The following is a 23,007-nucleotide window of genomic DNA, read 5'->3' as shown; positions in this document are numbered from 1 at the left end:
CCCCAGCCATAACCGCCGTAGCCGCCGTAGCTGCTACCAGTCAGGCGAACCGCAACCCGATCGGTGTAACTCTCGGTACGACCTTCGTTGCGGATGTTGTTGCCGACCGATTCCTGGGTGCTATCCAGGGTGGCGTTGGCGACGCGCGCCGTGGAGACCGAAGCCGCCATGGTGTTCTTCTGCGCGTTGCCGGTACCGGCCGCGACGTTCACACCGATGTTGCCGGAGGCATTCGCGAACGCGCTCTGACCAATGCTGGCGTTGTTCGCGACACCGCTGTTGAACGTGGTGTTGGCCACGTTGTTCTGGTACACACCCACGGCAGACGAGGACTCACCGAACACGAATCCGGCATCAACGGCCGCCAGTGCAGCGGCGTTGTCCTGGATGTTGGTGTCACCGGCCGCGACGTTCATGCCGATGTTGCCGGAGGCACCGCTGCCGACCTCGTCACCCAGGCTCGCGTTGTTGGTGACCTTCTTGTTGTTCACCTGGTTTTCCAGGATGAGCTGTCGGTCCGCCGCGGCGGCGCCTGCCTGCGCATTGATTTCAATGTCACGCAGGAACTTGTCCACCGAGATGTCCTTGTCGACATTCATGTCCAGGTCGTAATCAAGGTCGACCTTCTTCTTGATCACGTCACCGTGGTGACCACCACCGTTCGGCTCGGAAGCCATCACAGGGCTGGCGACCAGTGCTGCGACCGCCGAAGCGATCAGGGTCATCTTGAGTTGCGTTTTCATGGCGACTACCTTCTTGTTGGGGTTACTTCGATCATGAATTCAGGGTCGGGGGCCGGAAATCGAGAAGTGATTGCCCGTCACGTTTCGAGCTCCCGACACCTGATTGATTTGGAGGACCCCTCCGAATCCCGTGAAAGCGGTGTCCGCGACGACCGCGCGATACCGGTTCAGAGAAACCTCCGACTCCGACGACTGCCCGTCCTCCCGGGCGGTCGTATCCGACTCCCCCGCCGGCGTGACCGACGCGAGAGTGCGAATGGGGTGAGTGGCACCGAGTGCCACCGTGTTCATCTGGGCGTTGTTGTCGCCGGCGACCTGATTCACGCCCAGGGCGCCGTGACCGCGACCGAATGCCTGGCCGTCGATCAGCGTCTGCGCCTGGGTCGCCGTCGCACCGGTTGGCGACGGGTTGTTCACCCGCTGGGTCGCCTCGATGCGCCCGTTGATGACCCGCAGGTTCGCCTGCAGGTTGTTGTCTCCAGCGGCGGTGTTGATCGCGAGGTTGCCGCTCGCGCCATGCCCGAAACGATCGCCGATGTGGTTGTCGTTGAGCACGGCCAGCATCCAGTCGTAATCAGCGGAGCCCGCGGTTGGCGGCGAATCGGCGCGCGCCTCGCCGGAATAGATCAGTTGCACGGTCATCGCCAGGGCGGAGAAACCGATCGCGGCAAACAGCAGCCGAATGCTGCGCGAGAGGTCGAGGCGCTTGAGCATCAATCGAGTCATTGCTGCGCCCCTCCCTGTCCCAGCAAGCCCGCGCCGGCCAGTGCCCCGGCGACCTGCGAGCCGATGGAGCCGGTCGCAGCGCCCATCGCCCCACCGGTGGCCGCCTTGGGTGCCGGTGTACGGCCGCCTCCCGACTGCACGCCGAGCGGTGCCATGAACGACGACATCGAGCCGGCGACACCACCCGGATGCGCTCCATGACTACCCGCGGCCACTCGGCCGTAGCGGTCGGAGGCGATTTCCAGATGGGACAGCCCTGACTCGAGCTCGGATTCCGGGCTGGGATTTACCAGCAAGGCGCGACCCGGCGGCATCGGCCTTGCGGCCGGACGGGCCGGCACGGCTCGCAGGAGCACCATCTCGCCTGGTGCGGCCTCGACCGCAGCGCGTGACCCCGCGGCCGATCCGACCGTCGGCACGGCCAGGCCAAGCCCCAACAGCAGGCAACTCCCCAGCAAGATGGCCGATCCACCGCCGCACCGGCGACGATCATGGGGCTCTGCCCTGAAGTGGTTGGCATAAACGTCGTGCATGAGTGCCGTCTCCTTGCCTTGATCCATCGAGCCTTCGAGACCAGACCATGGCAAGACCGGGGCCAACTTCCGGTTCTTCGTAAAAACAGTCACTTAGACCCACCCGCACAGGAGCGGAGATCGCTGGTGTTTCAACGATGAAACAGCCGGTGGCGGGGCTTTGGAGCGAAGAGTGGTTCTGACGCGGTTGCCCGGTCTCGGGCGTGTCTCAAAACTGCGACGACCGGGGTGGAATCAGCTCTCACATCGGCGCAGGGAGATGATCGCCTGGTGTCATGGAAACAGTACGCACAGCCGCCCCGTATGCCGCTCGCGAACCCGAGCGGCATACGGCGTATCAAGAGTGAGTCGTCGGCGGGAAAGGTCGGTTCAGTCGATCGACAGACCGTGTTTTCGGATCAGTCGATGCAGGGTGCAGCGCGAGACGTCCAGCAGACGCGCGGCCTCGGTGACGTTGTGCCCAGCCCTGGCGATGGCCAGGGAAATCGCGTCACGGTCGGCTCGTTCGCGGGCTTCGGCCAGGGTGATGACCTCGGCGTCCCCCGTATTCGCCTGGGCTTCCAGATCCGGCAGGGTGACAGTGGGCCCTTCTGCCATCACGATCCCCCGGCGTACCCGATTCATCAGCTCGCGGATATTGCCGGGCCAGGAGTACGAGAGCATGGTCATCTCCGTGTGAGGGCTGAAATGCTTGCGCTTGACTCCCAGCTCGTCGCAAAAACGGTTGAGAAAATGCTGGGCAAGCTCGAGCACGTCGCCGTCACGCTCGGCGAGTGCCGGCATCGCCAGCGGCAGGACATCGAGACGAAAATACAGATCCTCACGGAAATCACCCGCCAGCACGGCCTGAGCAAGATCGACGTGTGTCGCGGCGATGATGCGGGCATCCACCCGGATGGTGCTCTCGCCGCCCACACGCTGGATCTCGCCCTGCTGCAGAAAGCGCAACAGGCTCGTCTGCGTGTCGAGCGGAAGGTCACCGATCTCGTCGAGGAACAAGGTGCCGCGGTGAGCCGACTCGACCCAGCCGATGCGGCGTTTCGCGGCTCCGGTGAACGCACCCTTTTCGTGACCGAACAACTCCGACTGAACGAGATTGGGCGTGAGCGCGCCACAATTCACCGCCACGAACGGCTGCTCTGCCCGCTCCGAGGCACGATGGATCGACCGCGCGGCAAGCTCCTTGCCGGTCCCCGTCGGGCCGTTGATCAAGACCGGCAGCGGTGTTCCGGCATAACGAAGGATAGTGCGCCGCACCTCCTCCATCGCCGGGCTTCGCCCTACCAGTTCCCCGCCATCCAAGCCGGTCAGATGACACGCCTCGTCGTCGAACTGCATGTTCGCCACACCGGCCATGGTCCATGCGTGCCCGAGCGAGAACGTCAGGCGCATCGGCTCGACCGGCGTGAAGCAGATATCGAAGAAGTAGGCGTGCAGGAAGGCCGCGTTGTCGGCGTTCTCGGCCTGTGCCCGTTCGACCAGCGCGACCAGTTGCAGGCACGGATGCTCGCGGGCGAAGCCCGGCAGCCAGCTCATGGCCGTCTGCATGGCACCACGGAGATCGATCAGCGCGACACGCACCTCCCCCTTCCGCAACACCCGTTGCAGGTGTTCCGGTGATTCGACGGAGACGACGTCCCAAAGAAACGATCCGGCGATCCGGCGGATCTCTTCGGTGGCATCGGGTCCGCGCAGGCTGAGCATCGGCAGCAGCCGGGATGTCCGGCCTTCGTTGCTCATGGCAACCCTTCCTCCTGCGCTACAAACGCCATTCCCTGACGGCAGGACGGTCACGCGGTATTGCCGCGCAAGCTACGCCAAAACAGGAGTATAGGTTGCTCCCGACTGATGAACAATTTTTGATCAACCTGGAAATATCGACTGCGCGACGGCCATGGTCGCGGTTTCGTGGTGATGTTCGATCCCATACACTTCCCGCTATCGCCCGACACTCGCCGCCAACCGGAAGACACGACGTCTTGAATCGCTCCAAGGACGCCCACGCATCCACCGCCCGCGAACCCATCGCGCCAGGCTTCATTGTCCTGCAGGGCAATCGGCTCGAAGGGCTGCGCGACCTCCTGGTCCAGTGGCTGGAGCGCGCCCCCTTGGCACCGCTGGAGGACGAGCACGTCCTGGTGCAGAGCAACGGCATGGCGCAATGGCTGCGTTTGGCGCTGGGACGATCGCGTGCCGACGGCGGTCTCGGGGTCGCCACCGCGATGGACCTGCTGCTCCCGGCACGCCTGCAATGGCAGTGCTACCGCTCGGTGCTGGGCCAGGACGCCGTCCCGCCCGAGGCCCCGCTGGACAAGTCCCGGCTGACCTGGCGGCTGTTCCGCCTGCTGCGGGATCCCGCGATCACCGCCGACCCGGTCTTCGAACCGCTGACGCACTACATCGACACCGACGAGCATCGCGCCTACCAGCTCGCCGCGCGGCTGGCCGACCAGTTCGACCAGTACCAGGTCTACCGCGCCGACTGGCTGACCCGCTGGGCCGAGGGCGATACCAGCCTGCCCGGCCCGTTGGGTCGCGAGCCGGACGTCCCGGCGGGATCCCGCTGGCAGCCGGCACTGTGGCGCGCCATTCTTGATGATCTGCGCGAGCGGCCGCCGGTCGCTCTGGGCGACGAGTCGGTGCCCACCGGCTACGCCGGCCGCGCGCTGGTCCACCAGGCCTTTCTCGAGCGGACCGACCAGCTGACCGAGCGCCCCGCCGGGCTGCCGCGCCGCATCGTGGTCTTCGGGGTGTCCGCCCTGCCCCCGCAGGTACTGGAGGTCCTCGGTGCTGTCTCGCGCTGGACGCAGGTGATCTTCTGCCTGCAGAACCCCTGCCAGCACTACTGGGGCGACATCGTCGAAGACCGCCACCTGTTCCGTAATGCCTATCGGCGCATCAGCGAGCGCAAGATCGACACCTCGCTCGATGACCACGCCCTGCACCAGCACGCCCACCCCCTGCTCGCCTCCTGGGGCAAGCAGGGACGGGATCTGGTGCGCCTGGTCGATGCCTTCGACGAAGCGCCGCAGCGCCACCGTGAGGCCGAGGCGCTCAATATCGACCTGTTCGAGCCTCCCGCACCAACGTCCTTGCTCGGCCAGATCCAGTCCGATCTGCTCGACCTCAAGCCCATGCGAGAGATCGAGGCAGAACAACGCCAGATCGCGGCGGAGGACGATTCGATCGGCTTCACCGTCGCCCACAGCCCGTTGCGCGAAGTCGAAATCCTGCAGGACCAGCTGCTCGCCGCCTTCGATGCCGACCCGACCCTGCGCCCGCGTGACGTGATCGTGATGGTCCCGGACATGACCGACTACGCCCCGGCCATCAGCGCGGTATTCGGCCGTATCGGGCGCGATGACCCCCGTTTCCTGCCGTTCGCCATTTCCGATCGCCCCGAGCGCGAAACCCACCCGATGCGCCGGGCGCTCGATGCCCTGCTCCGACTGCCCGACGCCCGCCTAACCGCAAGCGAGGTGATGGACCTGCTCGAGGTCGATGCGCTGCGCGCCCGTTTCGGCATCGCGACGGACGATGTCGCTCTCCTGCGCCACTGGATCGAGACGGCCGGCATCCGCTGGGGGCTCGACGGCGATCATCGCCCGGACTTCGGCCTGCCGGCAGGCATCGAGCAGAACACCTGGCGTTTCGGCCTCGACCGGTTGCTGTACGCCTACCTCGCCGGCGCCGACGACGGTTGGAACGACATCGTGCCCGTCGGGGGCATGGATGGCATGAGCGCCGAGGTGATCGGCCCGCTGTATCGACTGGTCGATGCACTCAAGTGCTGGCGGGAACGTCTCAAGGAGACCCACTCGCCGGCCGACTGGGTAACCCGGTTCGAGGCACTGCTGGAGACCTTCTTCGACCCCGAGGCCATCCCGGCCGGCGAGGACGACGGCAATCCGCTAGCCGAGCGCGAGTCGGCGGTCAGCCTGCGTGACCGGATCCTGGATGCCACGGTCGCCTGGCTGGACGACTGCCGTTCCGCGGCCTTCGACCGCGAGATCGGCATCGAGACGGCCCGCAGCGCCTGGCTCGATCGTCTCGACGAACACCGGCTCAACCAGCGTTTCCTGGTCGGGGCGGTGAATTTCGCCACCCTGATGCCGATGCGCGCCATCCCGTTCCGGCAGGTGTACCTGCTCGGCATGGACGATACCGCCTACCCGCGTCGCCAGCCGCCGGCCGACTTCGATCTGATGGCCGGGCGCTACCGTCCCGGCGACCGCTCTCGGCGCGAGGACGACCGTTACCTGTTCCTCGAGGCCCTGCTCTCCGCCCGCGACCGGCTCTGGATCAGCTGGGTGGGACGCGATATCCGCGACAACCACGAACGGCCGGCCTCGGTGCTGGTCAACCAGCTGCGCGACCACATCGATCGTGGCTGGTCGGTACCGGGAGACGCGTCACCGGCAACCGCGTTGACCACCGAGCACCCCCTGCAACCCTTCAGTCGCGAATACTTCGGCCGCGGGCGCCCCGAACTGTTCAGCTATGCCGAGGAATGGCACCGGGTGCATCGGGCCGAGGAAAGCTCCCGGTCGACACCCCCCACGGCGAGCGTCGACGAGACGCCTCCGCCGTCACTGGGGGATCTTGCCCTGTTGCTGAAACGACCCTGGCGCGTCTATCTGCGCCAGCGGCTCGACGTGCCGCCCCGCCGCGACATCGCCATCCCCGCAGACGACGAGCCGTTCGCGCTCGACCCGCTCGGCGAGTCGCAGCTCAGCAGCCAGCTGCTCGACCTGGTGGTCACCCGGATGGGCCTTGAGCCGGCGGAAACCCTCACGCCGGAGATCCTCGAGGAGCGACTCCCAGAATGGATCGACGCGGCCTTCGACCGGATCAGCGGCAGCGGCCAGCTGCCGCTGTCACCGTTCGACCAGGGCCTGCGCCAATCGCATGGCGACGCCGTCAGTCGACAACTGCGCACCTGGGCGGCCTTTCTGATGCGCTATCCCGACACCCTGCCCCCGTTCCACCCCGGCGAGGCAATGGCCCTTGAGGGCGAGTCGCCGCTCACCGGCGAGATAAATGATGTTCGCCGCGGCGACGACGGGGCGGTGCGCCTGCGCCTACTGCCCGGCGCCCTGCACAAGGGCCCTCACCTCAAGTGGCACCGGCTGGTCGGCGAGTGGCCCGCCCACCTCGCCGCCCAGCTCGGCGGGCAGCCGGTCACGACCTTCCTGATCAGCGAATCCGACGCGCACAAGGAGGCGCTCACCGAACGCCCGGTGGTGATGGCGCCGATCGAACCGGCCCGGGCCCGGGTGATCCTGGAGCAACTGATCGACCGATGGCACCAGGCCGGCACGGCCCCACTGCCCGCCGAACCGCGCAGCCAGATCGCCTGGCTGCTCGGCCGCGATGAATGGGCCAGCCGCAGCGAAGCACGCAAGCAGTTCCAGAATGCGACCCAGTTCGATGCCGAGCTGACGCGCTTGTGGCCTGACTTCGACGCACTTGCTGACGATCCGTTGTTCGAGGATTGTGCGCGGGAGCTCTACCTCCCCCTGGCGCGGCTCACGAGCGGTGCGCATCAGAAGGCGTTCTCGGAGGGGGATGCATGAACCAGCTCGATTCGATCACCTTCCCGCTGCAGGGCAGCCGCCTGATCGAGGCGAGCGCCGGCACCGGCAAGACCTTCACCATCTCGCTGCTCTACCTGCGGCTGGTACTGGGCCACCGCGGACCGGAACAACGCGATGCCCGCCCGCTCACCCCGCCGGAGATCCTGGTCAGCACCTTTACCGAGGCGGCCGTCGCCGAGCTGCGCGATCGTATCCGCGCCCGCCTCCAGCAGGCCGCCTGGCTGTTCGGCGGCACCCTCACGCCCGACGACGTTGACCCGCCCCTGCGGGCGCTGTTTGCCGAATTCGACGAGGCCGAGCGCGCCCGCGGCGGCTTTCTGCTGCAACGCGCCGCCGAGTGGATGGACGAGGCGGCGATCTTCACCATCCACGGCTTCTGCCAGCGGATGCTGCGCGAACATGCCTTTCACAGCCGCGCCCTGTTCGAGCAGGAACTGGTGACCGACCTTGACCCGGTGATCGGCGATGCCATCCGCGATTTCTGGCGTACCCACGGCTACCCGCTCGCCCAGCGTGATGCCCGTCTTGCCGAGCAGTTCGCCCGCATCGTCGAGACGCCCGGCAAGCTCAAGGGCCGCATCCGGGACCTGATCCGCCGCGACGGCAGCCCCGTCGCCGTCGGCAATGCCCTGGCACACCGTTCGGCCGACCTGCCCGCCCCGGTCGAACTGCTCGACCGCCTGGCCGAGGAGCAGCGCTCGGCGGATTCGGCCGAGACGGCGGCCCGGCATGCCTGGCTCGCCGATACCGGGACACTGCACGCCCTGTGGCAGGAAAAACGCGAGGGGCTGCACGCCGGCACCCACCGCGAGGCCAAGACTGCCGAGGGCTTGTCGGACTGGCTGGCCGGGATCGATGCCTGGGCACGCAGCGAGGCCGAGCTGGATGCGAAGACCCTCAAGAAGCTGGTCGAACCGCGCATGAAGGCCAAATGGGAGGCCCCGGTACACCCTGCGCTTGCCGCGCTGGCCGATTGGCGGGCGGCTTCGACCCGGATCGAGGCGGAAATCACCGAGATCAAGCCGGTGATCCGCGCCTTCGCCGCCTTGTGGATCCGCGAGCGCATCGCCTCCCTGCTCGCCGGCAAGCGGGCGATGGGCTTCGAGGACATGCTGATCCAGATGCGGGATGCGGTCGATGCCCGGCAGAACCCCAATGCCGCCGGCATGATCGAGGCGATTCGCGCCCAGTACCCGGTGGCGCTTATCGACGAGTTCCAGGACACCGACCCGCTCCAATACGCCATCTTCTCGGCCATCTATCCGCTCGGAGAGGCAACACCCGTCTCCGACGAGCACGCCATCGTTCTGATCGGCGATCCCAAACAGGCGATCTACAGCTTCCGTGGTGCCGACATCCACAGCTACCTCACGGCCCGTCGGGCCACGGCGGGCCGGCATGCCAGCCTGCCGCGCAACTTCCGCTCCACCGAGGCAATGGTCGGGGCGGTCAATCACCTGTTTGCGCTGGCCGACCGGCACCCCGACGGGGCCTTCCGCTTTCCCGCGGACGGCGCGGACAATCCGGTGCCCTTCGCGCCCGTCGAGGCGCAGGGGCGTGCGACCCGGCTGATCGACGACCGTCTCGGCGAGCTGCCGGCACTGACGGCCTGGACGACCCCGGAGGAGGAGACATGGAACGCCGGCCTCTATGTCGAGCAGCTGGCCGCGCGTGCCGCCGGCGAGATCGCCGCAATGCTCAACGCCGGCCAGGCCGGTGCCTGCGGTTTCGAGGATGTCGAGGGTGACCGGATCGGTATCCAGCCACGCGACATCGCCGTGCTGGTCCGTACCGGCGAGCAGGGACAGGCGATGCGCCAGGCATTGACGGCCTTCGGGGTCCCGGCCGCCTTCCTGTCCGAGAAGGCCTCGGTGTTCGGCTCGACCGAGGCGGCCGACGTGCTCATCTGGCTGGAGGCATTGGCCGACCCTTCGCGCAGCGACCGTATCCGCCTGGCGGTCTCCACCACCAGCTTCGCCCTGCCACTCGAGGAACTGGAGGCGCTCCTGCGCGACGAGGTCGCCTTCGATGCCATCTGTCAGCGCTTTCACGAATGGCATCGCGTGTGGCAATCGCAGGGTGTGCTCGCGGCGATCATGGGTCTGCTGCACCACTTCGCCATCCCGGCGCGGCTGCTCGCACCGGCCGAACGCGAGGCGCGACGCGGTGAACGTCGCCTGACCAACCTGCTGCATCTGGCCGAGTGGCTGCAGCAGATGGATCACGACGTCGACGGCGAAACCGCACTGATCCACCGTCTGCATCTAGCGATGACCGAAGGGGTCGCCGAACAGGAAATCCGTCTCGAACAGGACAGCGAGATGGTCCGCATCGTCACCATCCACAGCTCGAAGGGGCTGCAGTACCCGGTGGTGTTCCTACCGTTTGCCGCGCTGATCGGTCGCGACGACTCGGATGCGGCGACGGGCAGCAGAGGCAGCGGGGAGATCGAGCCCACCCGGCGACATCGGCACGGACAGAATGTCTGGGACATGCGCCCGGAGGCGACAACCCGCGACCGGGCCGCGCGCGAATCGATCGCCGAGGAGATCCGCCTGCTCTACGTGGCACTCACGCGGGCGGAATTCGCCTGTTACCTGGGTGTCGGGCCGGTCGCCATCGGTACCAAGGAGCCCAATCCCGGCAAGACCGCCTTCGGTCAGTTCCTCGGTTTCAAGCCGGGCGCGAAGGCGAGCGACGAGGAAGTCGCCACGGCACTGGCCGCCTGGGCGGAGCACCCGGCGATCACCGTGACCGCGGTGCCGCAGCCGCGCGATCCGGCACGACACCGATTCACCCCGCCGGCCGAAGCGGAACTGCTCGGCCCGCGCGAGCCGGGATTTGCCGCGTTCACACCGTGGTGGATCTCCAGTTTCTCCGCCCTGACCGCCTCGGTCGGTCACGCGACGCCCCTGCCTGCCCCGGAAGGCGCTCGAGACGAGATTCGCCTGGAGACGGACACCCTGGAATCCATCGGCGAGACACCCTCGCCACAGTCGACGACACCGACCGGCATCCACGCCCTGCCGCGCGGCGCGCATATTGGCACCCTGCTGCACGATCTGATCGAGGCGATCGCCAAGGAGGGCTTCGGTCGCTATCGAGCGCGTCCCGAACGCGTTCGCCGCCTGCTGGCTCGTTCGGCGTACCCCGGCCTGCGCGGACTCGACGAGGCGCAGACCGAGGTCGTGGCCGAATCACTGGACACCCTGATGGGCAGCCGCTGGCGGATGCCGGCGGACGATACGCCGATGGCACTGGCCGAGCTGTCCCGCTACCAGGCCGAGATGGAGTTCTGGCTCGCCGTGGAGACAACCGATCCGGCACGGGTCGACCAGCTAGTGCAGGAATTCGTCGCACCGGGCCGGCCGCGCCCCGCGCTCTCCGGCCAGGCGATCAACGGCATGCTCAAGGGCTTTATCGACCTTACTGTCGAACACGAAGGCCGCTACTACCTGATCGACTGGAAATCGAACTGGCTGGGCCCGGATGCCAGCGCCTACACGCCACAGGCCCTCGAACATGCCGTGTTGGAAGCGCGATACGACCTGCAGTTCGTTCTCTATCTCGTTGCTTTGCATCGGCATCTTGCTGACCGGCTACCGGACTACGACTACGACCGACACATCGGTGGCGCCGCCTATGTCTTTCTGCGCGGCATAACGTCGAGCCACGGCGAAGCCGACAATGCGGGCGTCTATACCTGCCGGCCCGACCGCGCCCTGATCGAAACGCTGGATACGCTGTTCAGCGATGACGTGGAGACCGTGGCATGAGTCGACATCCGGCCCTGACCGACCCGATTGCCCTTGATGCGCTGCTCGACGGCTGGGTAGCCGCCGGCTGGCTGCGTCCGATCGATCGGGCCGTCGCCGACTTCCTCCGTACGCATGCCCCCGGCGGCTCGCCATTGGCGACGATGGCTGCGGTGCTTGCGAGTCATCAGGGCGGTGGCGGCCACGTCTGCCTGAATCTCGCCGAGGTGCTGGCGAATCCCGACTTCACCCTGCGCATGCCACCGGCCGAACCGCTCGGTCCCGCCATGCCGGAGGTCGACACACCAGCGGCCGTGTTCACGGCGCTCGACCTCGACGACTGGCGCCGGGCCCTGACGGATCACCCGGCCATCGGCACGCTGGACTGGACACGGGACCGCGCCAATACGGACGGCAGGCCGCTGGTACTGGTGAACGATGCCCGGCCGCAGCTGTACCTGCGGCGCTACTGGCAGGTCGAGGGACGCGTCGCCGACGGGCTGGCCGACCGGGACGTGCCTGATCGGCCGGGAGCCGAGACGGTCCGCCGGGCGCTCGACGCGCTGTACCCGCCCTCTGACGACCACGTCGGGGTCGACTGGCAGAAGATCGCCTGCGCCCTGGCCGCGCACCAGCCGTTCTCGATCATCACCGGCGGCCCCGGGACCGGCAAGACCACCACCGTGGTACGCCTGCTCGCGGCACTGACTTCACTGCATCTCGGTGACGACGAGGCAGACAGACCACCACGTATCGCCCTGTGTGCGCCCACCGGCAAGGCAGCGGCACGCCTGTCCGAGTCGATCGGCGACAAGTTGCGCGAAATTGCGTCGATCGACGCCGGCGGATTTCCCGAAGGGCACTGGTCGGCCGTGACGGCACGTCTGCCCGACGAGGTTCATACCATCCATCGACTGATCGGTACCCGCCCCTTGGCCGACAGGCCGCGGCACCATCGCGACAACCCCCTCGACCTCGATATCGTGGTGGTCGACGAGGCCTCGATGGTCGGCATGGAGCTGATGAGCCGCCTGGTCGATGCCCTGCCCGACGACTGCCGACTGGTGCTGCTCGGCGACAAGGATCAGCTGGCCTCGGTGGAAGCCGGCGCCGTGCTGGGCGAGTTGTGTCACGGCGCCGAGAACGCCGCCTATCCGGCCGATCTTCGGAGCTATCTCGAGGCCGCCAGCGGCGAAACCCTCCCCGAGAGCGACAGCAAGCAGACCGACCCGATCGATGCCCGGATCGCGATGCTGCGCGTATCGCATCGCTTTGGTGAGAAGAGTGCCATCGGCCGACTGGCCCGGGCGGTCAATGACGGCGACGTCACTGCCGCGGCCGAAGCGCTGGGAGGGCCTGAGTCCTCCGCACCGACGCGCGAACTCGACTGGTTGCTCGACGACCCGGGCCAGCCGCAGGACAGTGCATTTTCCGCTCAGGTGCTCGACGGGCTGCGTCCATGGCTGTCGCTGATTGCGGCACGTTCATCCGGGTTCGATCCGGACTCCAGTCAGGACCAGTCCGCCATCGCCGATCTCTTCAAGCGCCACAACGACTTCCAGGTTCTGTGTGCCCTGCGTCGAGGAGATGCCGGTGTGGAGGGACTCAACGCCCGCATTCACGACTGGCTGGCCCGGGATGGCCTGCTGCCCGCCCCGGAACCGGGCGCTCGGCATGCCGGCTGGTACCCGGGACGCCCGGTGATGGTCACCCGCAATGATCCGCAGCTGGGCCTGGCCAACGGTGACATGGGGCTGACGCTACCGGTCCGACTGGACGAGGGTGATGTCGGGCTCCGGGTGGTGTTCCCGGCCGACCCGGGTGACGAGCGGCCGTTCCGCTGGATCAGCCCGACACGTTTGCCCGAGGTCGAGACGGCATTCGCACTGACGGTTCACAAGTCGCAGGGCTCGGAATTCACCCGGGTCGCGATGGTCATGCCGGAACGTCCCAACCCGATCCTGACCCGCGAACTGCTCTACACCGCGATCACCCGCGCGCGACGGCAGTTCGCCCTGGTTTCGACCATCCGTACCGACCGGGAGCCATCACATCGGGCCGCGGACGTGCTGACCCGCGCGGTGACCGGTGTCACCCGCCGTTCCGGCAACCTGCGGCGGCGATTGCTCCATCGCCTGGCCGCAGGCGGGGCCAACAGTAGCGTTCGACCGGATCAGCCATTAGGCTAGGCTCCCCTGCCCCAACATCCACGCGGACGGACAGACGCCATGCGCTTGACCCAGGATGATCGCGGCCTCAATTTCGTGATCCGCAGCTTTTCCGAATCCCACGTGACGGTCAACGACCGGCAACTCGAGCAGAGCTTTCTTCTTACCCCGGAGAACCTCGAGGCAGAGGTGCCGATCGACGACCTCGACGCGCTGGCCACCGAAGGCGAATCGCTGCTGCTGCGCGACGACCCGGAAGTGGTGCTCGTCGGCACCGGCAGCCGCACCCGGATGGGGCCGGCTGCGCTTTCGGCGGCCCTGATGCGTCAGGGTGTGGGAATCGAGTACATGGATACCGCCGCGGCGTTGCGCACCTATACCGTGCTTGCCTCGGAACTGCGACGCGTCAGCCTGCTGGTCCTGTTCTAGCGACCCTTTCGTCTGCCCTTTTTCTCGTCCCGTTTTCGACCACCTCATTAACGTAGATACCCAATGACCGAAACCCTGATCCCCGGCAAGGACGCGCCGCTCGAACAAACCATCGAGCGCGTCCAGAACCGCCTTGCCGAGCTCGGCTTCGACATCGAGCCCAGCCTGTGGCGCAACCCGCTGCCCAACTGCTGGTCGGTGCACATCAAGGACCGCGGCTGCCCGGCCCTGTTCACCAACGGCAAGGGCGCCACCCGCGAGGCGGCGCTGGCCTCGGCCCTGGGCGAGTTCGTCGAGCGGCTGGCCTCGCAGTACTTCTTCGCCGACTTCCACTGGCACCGCGAACTGGCCAGCGTCGATGCGAAAACCCTGCACGACCCGGCCGAACGCTGCTTCACCCTGGAAGAGCCGGGCAAGCGCCCCGAGGGGCTGCTCGACGACCGCCTGTGGTCGTTCTACGGCGGCGACACGCTGCAGACCACCGCCGACTGGGCCGATCTCAACAGCGGCGAGACCCATCAGATCTGTGCCCTGCCGTTCGTGCGCCAGCGCGACGGGGAGACGATCTACTTCCCGGTCAACGTGGTCGGCAACCTGTACGTCTCCAACGGCCTGTCCGCCGGCAACACGCTGGCGGAAACCCACACCCAGGGCCTGTCCGAGGTATTCGAGCGAGCGGTCAAGGAACAGGTGATCACCGAAGGCATCGCCCTGCCCGAGATCCCCGAGGAGGTCATGGACCGCTTCCCGGCCAGCCGGGCGGCGCTCGATGCGCTAAACGAATCCGGCTTCACCGCCCGAGCCTACGATTCCTCGCTCGGCGGGCGATTCCCGGTGATCTGCGTCCTGCTGTTCGATCCGGCCAGCGGCGGCGTGTTCGCGAGCTTCGGTGCGCACCCGCGCTTCGACGTGGCGCTCGAGCGCACACTCACCGAACTGGTACAGGGGCGCGATCTGGACGACCTGCACGCCTTCCCGGCACCCACGGCCGACGACGAGCTGGCGGCCGACCCGGACAATATCGAGCTGCACTTCATCGATTCCTCCGGGATCCTGCCGTGGCGGATGCTGCGCGACGAGCCCGACTATCCGTTCACCCCTTGGGGCATGGCGGAGTCGGAGGTGGAGAACCTTGACCGCGAAGGCCGCAACCGCGAATACGAACGGGCGTTGATCGAGCGTTTCCACGAGCACGGTCACGACGTCTATATCGCCGATTTCACCCATCTGGGGCTGCCGGCCTGCCGCATCCTGGTGCCGGGTGTCTCCGAGATCTATCCGGTCGAGGAACTGATCGAACGCAACAACAACCAGGGCCTTGCCCTGCTCGACTACTTCCACCGCCTCGAGGAGCTCACGGCCGGGGAAAGTGCGGACTTCGCCGAGGCGATCGGCGAGCTCGCCCTCGATCCGCTCACCCCGATCAGCGACGTGATCGGCCTGTGCGCCGGGCCCGACTCGGTCTGGGCCGGCACACGCATCGGCGAGGTCGAGATCCTTGCTCGCCTGCACGCACAGGCAGATACACCGAGCGATCCCGACGAGGTTGGCATGGACCTGCACTGGCTGGCCAACGTCCCGCCGCTGCCGGGCGAGCGCCAGCAACGCTACCGGGCCGCGCACACCCTGTGGCAGCTGACCCACGAATCCGATTGTGCGCCCGAGTCGGTCGGCAAGAGTCTCCGCGGCCTGTTCCCCGGTGCGGCAGTCGACGAGGCACAGGAGCTGATGGCCGGTCGCTGGGGCTACCGACCGCTGACCGCACTCGCGGCGGGCTTTCGCAACGAACCGCGTCACACGGCCCTGATGGATGCCTACCAGCGCGCCTATCGCGCCAAACTCTCCTGAGGAGAACCCGATGACCGCCGTGGACGCCCGGATCTGCCCGAAAATCATCGACGCCACCGATCGCGTGGTGGTGGGACAGCGCCCGGCGATACGACGGGCCCTGACCTGCATACTCGCCGGTGGCCACCTGCTGATCGAGGATCTGCCCGGCCTGGGCAAGACCACCCTGGCGCACACGCTGGCCACCGTGCTGGGGCTGTCGTTCAAGCGCCTGCAGTTCACCGCGGACATGTTGCCCGCCGACGTGGTAGGCAGCTCGGTGTTCATGCCCACCCAGAGCGGTGGCGAAAGCGGCTTCCGCTTCGTGCCCGGCCCGGTGTTCACCCAGATGCTGCTCGCCGACGAGATCAACCGTGCCCCGCCGAAGGTGCAGAGCGCCCTGCTCGAGGCGATGGAGGAGCGGCAGGTGAGCGTCGACGGCAAGCGATATCCGCTGCCGGGCGTTTTCTTCGTCATCGCCACGCAGAACCCGCTCGAGCAGGCCGGCACCTATCCGCTGCCCGAATCGCAGCTCGACCGTTTCGCCATGGTGATCCGGCTGGGTTACCCGGACGCCGACACCGAACGGCGCATGCTGCTCTCCGGCGGCGGACGGGCCCATCTCGACGAGGTCAGCCCGGTGACCGATGCGGCCGGGCTGCAGCAGCTGCGTGATCAGGCCGGTCGGGTGCATGTGGCCGAGCGGGTGGTCGCCTACGTCCAGTCGCTGCTGGCCGCGAGCCGCGAGGCACCGGAATTCCGGGTCGGTCTCTCGCCACGCGCCGGCCTGATGCTGCTGAACCTCGCCCGCGCCTGGGCTCTGATCGACCAGCGCGATCACGTCCTGCCCGATGACGTGCAGGCCGTACTGCCCGACCTGATCAACCACCGCGTCGGCCTGGACGGTCACGACGGCCGCGATGCCGCCGATCTGCTGCTCGAGCGGGTGCCGGCACCGTAGTCGCGTGGCTGACGATACCCTCACTCCCCGACGCATCCGGCCACGGCGGCTCGGTCTGGGTGTGCTGGCGGTTACCGCGGCGATGCTGGTCGCCGCGATCAACTACGGCAACAATCTGATTTTCCTGCTCGCCTTCACCATGCTCGCGCTGATCGTCAACAGCGCCTGGCAGGGCTGGCGCGCACTGGGCTCGCTGCGGATCGTCTCTCCGTCACCCGACATGCGCCCCGCCGGTTCGACCGGCCACTGGCCGTTGCGGCTGTCCAGTCGTGACGGCCTGCCGGCGGTGGACCTGTCTCTCGATGACGATTCAAGCACCCCGGTGTCGCTGCCGCCGGGCGACACGACCACGGTCGCGCTCACGCTTCCCCCGGCACCTCGCGGTTACCTGCCCCTGCCGGAGGTCACGATTGCAAGCCGGTTTCCGCTCGGGCTATGGGAAATCGAGCGACGCGTGATCCCGGGGCGTGGGCAATGGCTCTATCCCACCCCGGTCGAGGACTCCAGCCAGGAGGTCCGCCCCGAGGACCGCAGCACGACCGGCAGCCGGCACGAACCGGACGGCGACCCCACCCACCTGCGCGCCTACCAGCCCGGTGATCCGCTGCGACGGATCGTCTTTCGCCACTATGCCAAGACCGGCCGACTGGTAAGCCGCCAGACCGAGGGTGAAGCGCCACCGCGGGAGCCGACCGTGATCGATTACGACCGTTATCGCGGTCCGCGCGAGACGCGCCTGTCCGCCATGACGGCACGGCTGCTCCAGCTGACCGATGCGGGTGAGCCCTGGACAATACGACTGCCCGGGATACGGCCGATTTCCGCCGGGGGCCACGGCGATGAGGCGCGGCGGGCGCGGCGCGATGCCCTGCGGCAACTGGCCCGCTTCGGCCGTCCCAGAGATGCGGCCGGGTTCGACCACGTGCCCGTGGGCACGGAGGAGTTGCCTTGAGCGAGCGTCTCGATCTGCTGTTGTGGCTGGTCCTGATCGGCAGCATCGGTCTGTTGCTGCCGCACCTCCCGGTCGTCGTCATCCCGGTAATTGCCGGCGCGCTGGTCTGGCGGCGTCTGCACGAGGTCCGTGGCTGGCCATTGCCGTCTCGCGGGTTGCTGCTTGTACTCGCCGTGGCCAGCGCTGCCCTGGTGCTGTCGCAGTTTCACGCCTTCTGGGGACGCGATGCCGGGGTGACGCTGCTCGTGCTGGCCGCCGGGCTGAAGTTGCTCGAGATCCGCGAGATGCGCGACCACGTCAGCGTCCTGCTGCTGACGTTCTTCCTGCTGATCAGTGTCCTGCTCTTCGACCAGGCCCCGGTGATCTTTGCCCTGGTCGTGCTGCTGTTCTGGCTGCTGGTGGGGGCCTGGATCGGGGTCAGCCAGCCGGCCGGGATCCCCATCGGACGACGGATGCGCCATGCCGGCCGGCTGCTGCTTGCCGGCCTGCCCTTCGCCCTGATCCTGTTCGCGCTGTTTCCCCGCCCGCCGGGCGGGCTGTGGGGGATTCAGCAACCCGGCGGTCAGGCGGTCACCGGCCTGTCCGAGCAGTTGCGCCCCGGGCAGTTCGACCGGCTGGCCGAGAACCCTGCCCCGGCCTTCCGCGTGCGTTTCGAGGGCGAGATCGTTCCGCCCGAGGCACGCTACTGGCGCGTCTATGTGATGAGCGGCTTTGCCGAGAACGATCCGGAAAGCTGGATTGCGGATTCGCCCGCCCCCGCCCCGCGGCTGGAAATCCTCGAGTCCTCGCAACGGCGATACCAGGTCACGCTCGAACCCACCGGCGGCCACCAGCTTCCCAGTCTCGCCGCGGCGGTCGAAACACCCGGACGCACCCGGGTGGACGCCAACCTGATCGTCCACCGGGCCCAGGAGGTCAACGACCGACTGCGCTACACGCTTACCTCCGCGACCGACTATCGTCTCGACGTCGGCCGGTTGCCGCGGTTTCGCAAGTCACGCTATCTGCGTACCGGCGGACTCAACCCGCTGCTCGAGGACCTGGCGCAGGAATGGGGTGGCCTCGCACCGGCCGCTCGTATCGAGCGCGCGCTCGACTACTTTCGGGAAAACGAGTTTCGCTATACCCGCTCGCCGGGTCGTCGCGAGGGCAGCGACCGGGCCGATACCTTCCTGTTCGAGACCCGGCGCGGTTACTGCGCCGACTACGCGGATGCCTTCGTCCGTCTGATGCGTGCCGCCGGCGTTCCGGCACGAGTGGTCAGCGGCTACCAGGGCGGCGAGGTCAATGGCGACTACCTGGTGGTCCGCCAGGCCGATGCCCACGCCTGGGCGGAGGTATGGCTGGCCGAATCCGGCTGGCAACGAGTCGACCCCACCACGGCGGTCGCTCCGGAGAGGATCGAGTCGGGTGTGGCCCAGTCGATGCGCGAGGATGCCAGCCTGCCGGCGACCGTACGCCGTGACCCGGACTCCCTGACCAGGCAAGCGCGCCTGTGGCTGGAACAGTTCGACAACCGCTGGAACCAGTACGTGCTCGGCTACGACGGCCGAGTGCAGCTGGATCTGTTCGGCTGGCTCGGCCTGTCCGAAAGGCAGCCGTGGCGGTCCGCGCTCTGGGCGGTTGCGCTGGCGGGCCTCGCCTGGTGGCTGACGTTGTGGGGATTCGCCTGGCGCGAACGGCGCCGACTGGCCGGCAGCCAGACCGAGTACCTCTGGGAACGCCTGCTCGACGACCTGGCCCGACTGGGTGTGACTCGCCGCCCCGAGGAGTCCGAACGTGCCCTGCTCGCCCGGGCGGCGAAGGCGTTGCCCGAGGTGGCTGGTGACTTCGGCCGGATTGGCTCGCTGATCGAGACGCAACGCTATGCGCGCCACCCCAGCCGTCGTCAGGCGCGGCTGCTGGTCACCCGCCTTTCCAACCTGCACCGCCGCCTGTGGTGGCGAGCGCTAATCTCCCGAGGACACCGCCGTTCCTGAGCCATGGACCGACCGGTGCGACAGATGTTATACAATAACGTCTTGCCATCATCAGCGCCTGCGGAGAACTCGCCCATGCCGTCGATTGCTCGTCTCGTTTTGCTGCCGCTTGGCATCGTTCTGCTGGCGATGAACGTGGCGCGGGCAGGCGTGCCTGTCGCCGTCTCGATCCCGCCGCAGGCGCATTTCGTCGAGGCAATCGGCGGCGATCACGTCGAGGTCCAGATCATGGTGCCCGCGAATGCCGAGCCGATCACCTACGAACCGACACCGCGCCAGATGAGCGCGCTGTCACGGGCCGAGCTCTATTTTGCGACCGGTGTCCCTTTCGAGAAGGGATGGCTTCCGCGGTTTCGCGACGCCAACCCCGATATGACCGTGATCGATACCACGGCGCGTATCCAGCGCCGTGCCATGGCAACCGATCATGACCACGGTGCAGACGCCGACGGACACGCCGCACCGGCAGACAATGCGCTCGATCCGCACGTCTGGCTCTCGCCGGCACTGGTCCGGCTGCAGGCCGAATCGATCCGCGACGCGCTGATCGCGGCCGACCCCGAGCACGCCGCCGATTACCACCGCGGTTTTCGCCGGTTCGCCGAGCAGGTCCACCGTCTTGATCAGGCCATCCTTGACGCCCTGACCGACATCGATCCCGCGGCCCGCCGTTTTCTGGTGTTTCATCCCGCCTTCGGCTACTTTGCCGCCAGTTACGGCCTCGAGCAGATGGCGATCGAGGTTGAAGGCAAGGAACCCGGCCCGCGCGAGCTGGCACGCATCATCGAAGAGGCACGCACCCACGGCATTCGCGTGATCTTCATCGAACCGCAATTCGCCCAGGGGGCGGCACGCACCATCGCCCGCGAGATCGGAGGCGAGGTCGTCACGCTCGATCCCCTGGCCCGCGACTGGCCTGCCGGCATGCGGGCGATCGCGGACACGCTCTCCGCCGCACTGGGCAACGCATCGAGCCGCGAGGCGGCGCCGGTGCGCGACCACGAACACTGACGAGGGCTCCGATGGAATCCCCGCACGACACGGACGTTATTTCCCTGGACCGCGTCGGCTTTCGCTTTGCCGACGAGTCGATCCTCGAGGATGTCGACCTGCGCATCCCGGCGGGCAGCTTCACCGTCATCGTGGGCCCCAACGGGGGCGGCAAGACCACCCTGCTCCACCTGATCCTCGGGCTGTATCGGCCTGAAACGGGTCGTGTGCGGGTCTTCGGCGACCGGCCCGGCCGACATCCGGACCGCATCGGCTACGTCCCGCAACACGGCAACCTGGCACCGGGCTTCCCGGCCACGGTCGAGCAGATCGTCCTGATGGGCCTGCCGCACGGTCATCGCCATGGCCCGCGCTTTCACCGCGACGAACGCGAACGTGCGCGGGTGGCACTCGAGCGTGTCGGGATCGCCGACCTGGCTGATCGTTCGTTCGGCGCCCTCTCGGGCGGTCAGCGCCAGCGTGCCCTGATATCACGCGCACTGATCACCGACCCCGACCTGTTGCTCCTCGACGAGCCGTTCTCGAACATCGACCCCTACGGGCGCGCCTGTATTCACGAAACACTGCAAGAGCTCGGACACGAAATCACCCGGGTGATGGTCAGCCACGATCTGGGCATTACCCGGCAGGCGGTCTCGCAGGTGCTTGCCGTCAACCGCTGGCTTGTCAGTGGGGACGGGCCGGCGATCACCGACGAGATGCTCGCACTGATGTACGGCCAGCACGGCAAGGATTGCCCGATGGGGCAGCCGTTGACCGGCGAACCCCACAGCCACTCGCACGGGAGTTCCCAGTCGTGAGTTTCGCCGATCTCCTTTCCCAGGGTTTCGTCCAGCATGCGCTGATTGCCGCGGTACTGGTGAGCATCGCCGCCGGCATCGTCGGGGCACTGGTGGTGGTCAACCGTCTGGTGTTCATGACCGGCGGCATCGCGCATACCGCTTACGGCGGCGTGGGCACCGCCATCTTCTTCGGCCTGCCGGTCCTGCCGATCACCGCCGTGTTCACCGCCGGCGCCGCCCTGCTGCTGGGTGGATTGACCGTCCGGCAGCGCGAACGCACCGACACGCTCATCGGCGTCATCTGGGCCGCGGGCATGGCCTTCGGGCTGATTCTGGTGGACCTCAGTCCCGGCTACCAGGCGGGACTGATGACCTACCTGTTCGGCTCGATCCTTACGGTCGGCAGCCCCGAACTGTGGCTGATGGCCGCCATCGACGCGCTGATTCTCGGCCTGGCCGTGTACTACTACCGTGACCTGCTGTCGTTCTCTTTCGACCCCGTCTTTGCCCGTACCCGCGGCATCCCGGTGACCGGCCTGTACCTGATGCTTCTGCTGCTGGTCGCCGAGACGGTGGTGATGATGATCCAGGTGGTGGGTCTGCTGCTGGTCATCGCCCTGCTCACCCTGCCGCCCTACCTCGCCCAGCGCTATACGCGCACCCTCGGCGGCATGATGGCCCTGTCGGCCGGTCTCAGCCTGTTGTTCAGCCTGGCCGGCCTGTATGCAAGCTACTGGTTCGACATCGGCTCGGGTCCGGCAATCATCGCCACCGCCAGTGTTCTCTATCTCGGCGTAGTACTCAGCGAGAGCGTCTGGACACGCCTGCGGAAGCAGACCTGACCGGGCTGTCCCGGCGCACGAATTTGACCTCGCATCCGGCCTGCGGCAAATTCGATACGGTTATTTTCGATCTCCCATCGGACAAGAGAATCTGCCGCGTTCCCACCAGGCCAGGCCCCGTTCCATGAACCGTTGCCTCACCAAACTCCGTTTCGTTCTGTGCGCCAGCGCACTGGCCCTGCTGGGTTCGGGCTGCGCCACGCTTACCGAAGGGGAGTGCCACACGGCCGACTGGCACGAACTCGGGCGCATGGATGGTCGCCAGGGTTACGAGCGGGCCCGACTGTACGAGCATCAGAAGGCCTGCGCGGAATACGGCGTGCAGATCGACGCGAGCGCCTACTACCGGGGCCGGCGGGTGGGGCTGGCAAGCTACTGCACCCAGGCCAACGGTTACGACGAGGGTCGGGCCGGGCATACCTACCGCGGCGTGTGTCCGGCGAAGGACGAACAACGCTTTCTGGCTGCCTACCGTGACGGCAAGCTCGTCCACGATGTGATCGAGGATATCGAGGAGGTCGAACGCGACATCGACCGCCAGGAGCGCATTCTGGACGATGACGAGAGCACGTCCGATGCCCGTCGGGACGCCCGTCGCGAACTGCGTCTGCTCTACGACCAGTTGCGTCGTCTGAATCACGAGCGCAACCGGCTGGAGCGCACCATGATGCGGTACCGTTACTGACCGCACACCGCGGTTTC

General features: G+C 67.2%; 16 protein-coding genes. 12 read left to right on the top strand and 4 right to left on the bottom strand.

All coding sequences use genetic code 11. From position 1 onward, the window contains the following. The 4 genes from AWR35_RS10535 to AWR35_RS10520 form a co-directional block, all read right to left on the bottom strand. The coding region (locus AWR35_RS10535; RefSeq protein WP_197408210.1) for a hypothetical protein at window positions 1-743 on the bottom strand (743 nt) is incomplete at its 3' end. Between the two features lie 39 nt (window positions 744-782). Next, window positions 783-1,457: a hypothetical protein gene (locus AWR35_RS10530; RefSeq protein WP_058575925.1), complete on the bottom strand. Its 675-nt coding sequence runs from the start codon at window positions 1,455-1,457 to the stop codon at window positions 783-785. Window positions 1,458-1,465: 8 nt separating this feature from the next. Further along, the gene (locus AWR35_RS10525; RefSeq protein WP_156413998.1) at window positions 1,466-1,927 is read right to left on the bottom strand and encodes a hypothetical protein; all 462 of its coding nucleotides are present in this window, start codon (window positions 1,925-1,927) and stop codon (window positions 1,466-1,468) included. A 444-nt stretch (window positions 1,928-2,371) separates the two neighbouring features. Then, window positions 2,372-3,742: a sigma-54 dependent transcriptional regulator gene (locus tag AWR35_RS10520; protein WP_058575923.1), complete on the bottom strand. Its 1,371-nt coding sequence runs from the start codon at window positions 3,740-3,742 to the stop codon at window positions 2,372-2,374. Between the two features lie 239 nt (window positions 3,743-3,981). On the opposite strand from AWR35_RS10520, the gene recC reads away from it, so the two are divergent. The 12 genes from recC (at window position 3,982) to AWR35_RS10460 (ending at window position 22,990) form a co-directional block, all read left to right on the top strand. Then, a complete protein-coding gene (recC, locus tag AWR35_RS10515) occupies window positions 3,982-7,578 on the top strand; it encodes an exodeoxyribonuclease V subunit gamma (RefSeq protein ID WP_058575922.1) in 3,597 nt (1,198 codons plus the stop codon). Further along, on the top strand, window positions 7,575-11,375 hold the full coding sequence (gene recB, locus AWR35_RS10510) for an exodeoxyribonuclease V subunit beta (protein WP_058575921.1): 3,801 nt from the start codon (window positions 7,575-7,577) through the stop codon (window positions 11,373-11,375). The genes recC and recB overlap by 4 nt, the downstream gene beginning before the upstream one ends. Further along, complete coding sequence (recD, locus tag AWR35_RS10505) at window positions 11,372-13,543, top strand: exodeoxyribonuclease V subunit alpha (protein WP_058575920.1); 2,172 nt, start codon at window positions 11,372-11,374, stop codon at window positions 13,541-13,543. Before recB ends, recD begins: the two co-directional genes overlap by 4 nt. Window positions 13,544-13,582: 39 nt before the next feature. Next, window positions 13,583-13,951 (top strand): MTH938/NDUFAF3 family protein, encoded by a 369-nt coding sequence (locus tag AWR35_RS10500; RefSeq protein WP_058575919.1) that lies wholly within the window; start codon window positions 13,583-13,585, stop codon window positions 13,949-13,951. A gap of 63 nt (window positions 13,952-14,014) precedes the next feature. Next, complete coding sequence (locus AWR35_RS10495) at window positions 14,015-15,799, top strand: YcaO-like family protein (RefSeq protein ID WP_058575918.1); 1,785 nt, start codon at window positions 14,015-14,017, stop codon at window positions 15,797-15,799. A gap of 10 nt (window positions 15,800-15,809) precedes the next feature. Further along, window positions 15,810-16,739, top strand: coding sequence for a MoxR family ATPase (locus tag AWR35_RS10490; protein WP_058575917.1), 930 nt, complete (start codon window positions 15,810-15,812; stop codon window positions 16,737-16,739). Window positions 16,740-16,743: 4 nt separating this feature from the next. After that, the gene (locus AWR35_RS10485) at window positions 16,744-17,691 is read left to right on the top strand and encodes a DUF58 domain-containing protein (RefSeq protein WP_197408209.1); all 948 of its coding nucleotides are present in this window, start codon (window positions 16,744-16,746) and stop codon (window positions 17,689-17,691) included. Beyond that, window positions 17,688-19,670: a DUF3488 and transglutaminase-like domain-containing protein gene (locus AWR35_RS10480; protein WP_058575915.1), complete on the top strand. Its 1,983-nt coding sequence runs from the start codon at window positions 17,688-17,690 to the stop codon at window positions 19,668-19,670. Before AWR35_RS10485 ends, AWR35_RS10480 begins: the two co-directional genes overlap by 4 nt. 75 nt (window positions 19,671-19,745) lie before the next feature. Further along, window positions 19,746-20,681 (top strand): zinc ABC transporter substrate-binding protein, encoded by a 936-nt coding sequence (locus AWR35_RS10475; protein ID WP_058575914.1) that lies wholly within the window; start codon window positions 19,746-19,748, stop codon window positions 20,679-20,681. 11 nt (window positions 20,682-20,692) lie between these two features. Beyond that, window positions 20,693-21,481, top strand: a complete 789-nt coding sequence (locus AWR35_RS10470; protein ID WP_058575913.1) for a metal ABC transporter ATP-binding protein — start codon at window positions 20,693-20,695, stop codon at window positions 21,479-21,481. Next, window positions 21,478-22,305 (top strand): metal ABC transporter permease, encoded by an 828-nt coding sequence (locus tag AWR35_RS10465; RefSeq protein WP_058575912.1) that lies wholly within the window; start codon window positions 21,478-21,480, stop codon window positions 22,303-22,305. Before AWR35_RS10470 ends, AWR35_RS10465 begins: the two co-directional genes overlap by 4 nt. Window positions 22,306-22,429: 124 nt before the next feature. Then, window positions 22,430-22,990, top strand: a complete 561-nt coding sequence (locus tag AWR35_RS10460) for a DUF2799 domain-containing protein (RefSeq protein ID WP_058575911.1) — start codon at window positions 22,430-22,432, stop codon at window positions 22,988-22,990. The last annotated feature ends 17 nt before the right edge of the window (window positions 22,991-23,007 follow it).

Origin of the sequence: Guyparkeria sp. WRN-7 (genome assembly GCF_001641825.1) — a bacterium.
GTDB lineage: Bacteria > Pseudomonadota > Gammaproteobacteria > Halothiobacillales > Halothiobacillaceae > Guyparkeria.
The sequence above is the reverse complement of the archived record's forward strand: the minus strand, read 5'-3'. Positions and strand labels throughout refer to the sequence as shown.

Excerpts from the sequence above, each read along its gene's own strand:
- AWR35_RS10530 (WP_058575925.1), bottom strand. The coding sequence starts at position 1,457 with ATGCTCAAGCGCCTCGACCTCTCGCGCAGCATTCGGCTGCTGTTTGCC.
- AWR35_RS10520 (WP_058575923.1), bottom strand. The coding sequence starts at position 3,742 with ATGAGCAACGAAGGCCGGACATCCCGGCTGCTGCCGATGCTCAGCCTG.
- recB (WP_058575921.1), top strand. The coding sequence starts at position 7,575 with ATGAACCAGCTCGATTCGATCACCTTCCCGCTGCAGGGCAGCCGCCTG.
- recD (WP_058575920.1), top strand. The coding sequence starts at position 11,372 with ATGAGTCGACATCCGGCCCTGACCGACCCGATTGCCCTTGATGCGCTG.
- AWR35_RS10500 (WP_058575919.1), top strand. The coding sequence starts at position 13,583 with ATGCGCTTGACCCAGGATGATCGCGGCCTCAATTTCGTGATCCGCAGC.
- AWR35_RS10495 (WP_058575918.1), top strand. The coding sequence starts at position 14,015 with ATGACCGAAACCCTGATCCCCGGCAAGGACGCGCCGCTCGAACAAACC.
- AWR35_RS10490 (WP_058575917.1), top strand. The coding sequence starts at position 15,810 with ATGACCGCCGTGGACGCCCGGATCTGCCCGAAAATCATCGACGCCACC.
- AWR35_RS10475 (WP_058575914.1), top strand. The coding sequence starts at position 19,746 with ATGCCGTCGATTGCTCGTCTCGTTTTGCTGCCGCTTGGCATCGTTCTG.
- AWR35_RS10470 (WP_058575913.1), top strand. The coding sequence starts at position 20,693 with ATGGAATCCCCGCACGACACGGACGTTATTTCCCTGGACCGCGTCGGC.
- AWR35_RS10460 (WP_058575911.1), top strand. The coding sequence starts at position 22,430 with ATGAACCGTTGCCTCACCAAACTCCGTTTCGTTCTGTGCGCCAGCGCA.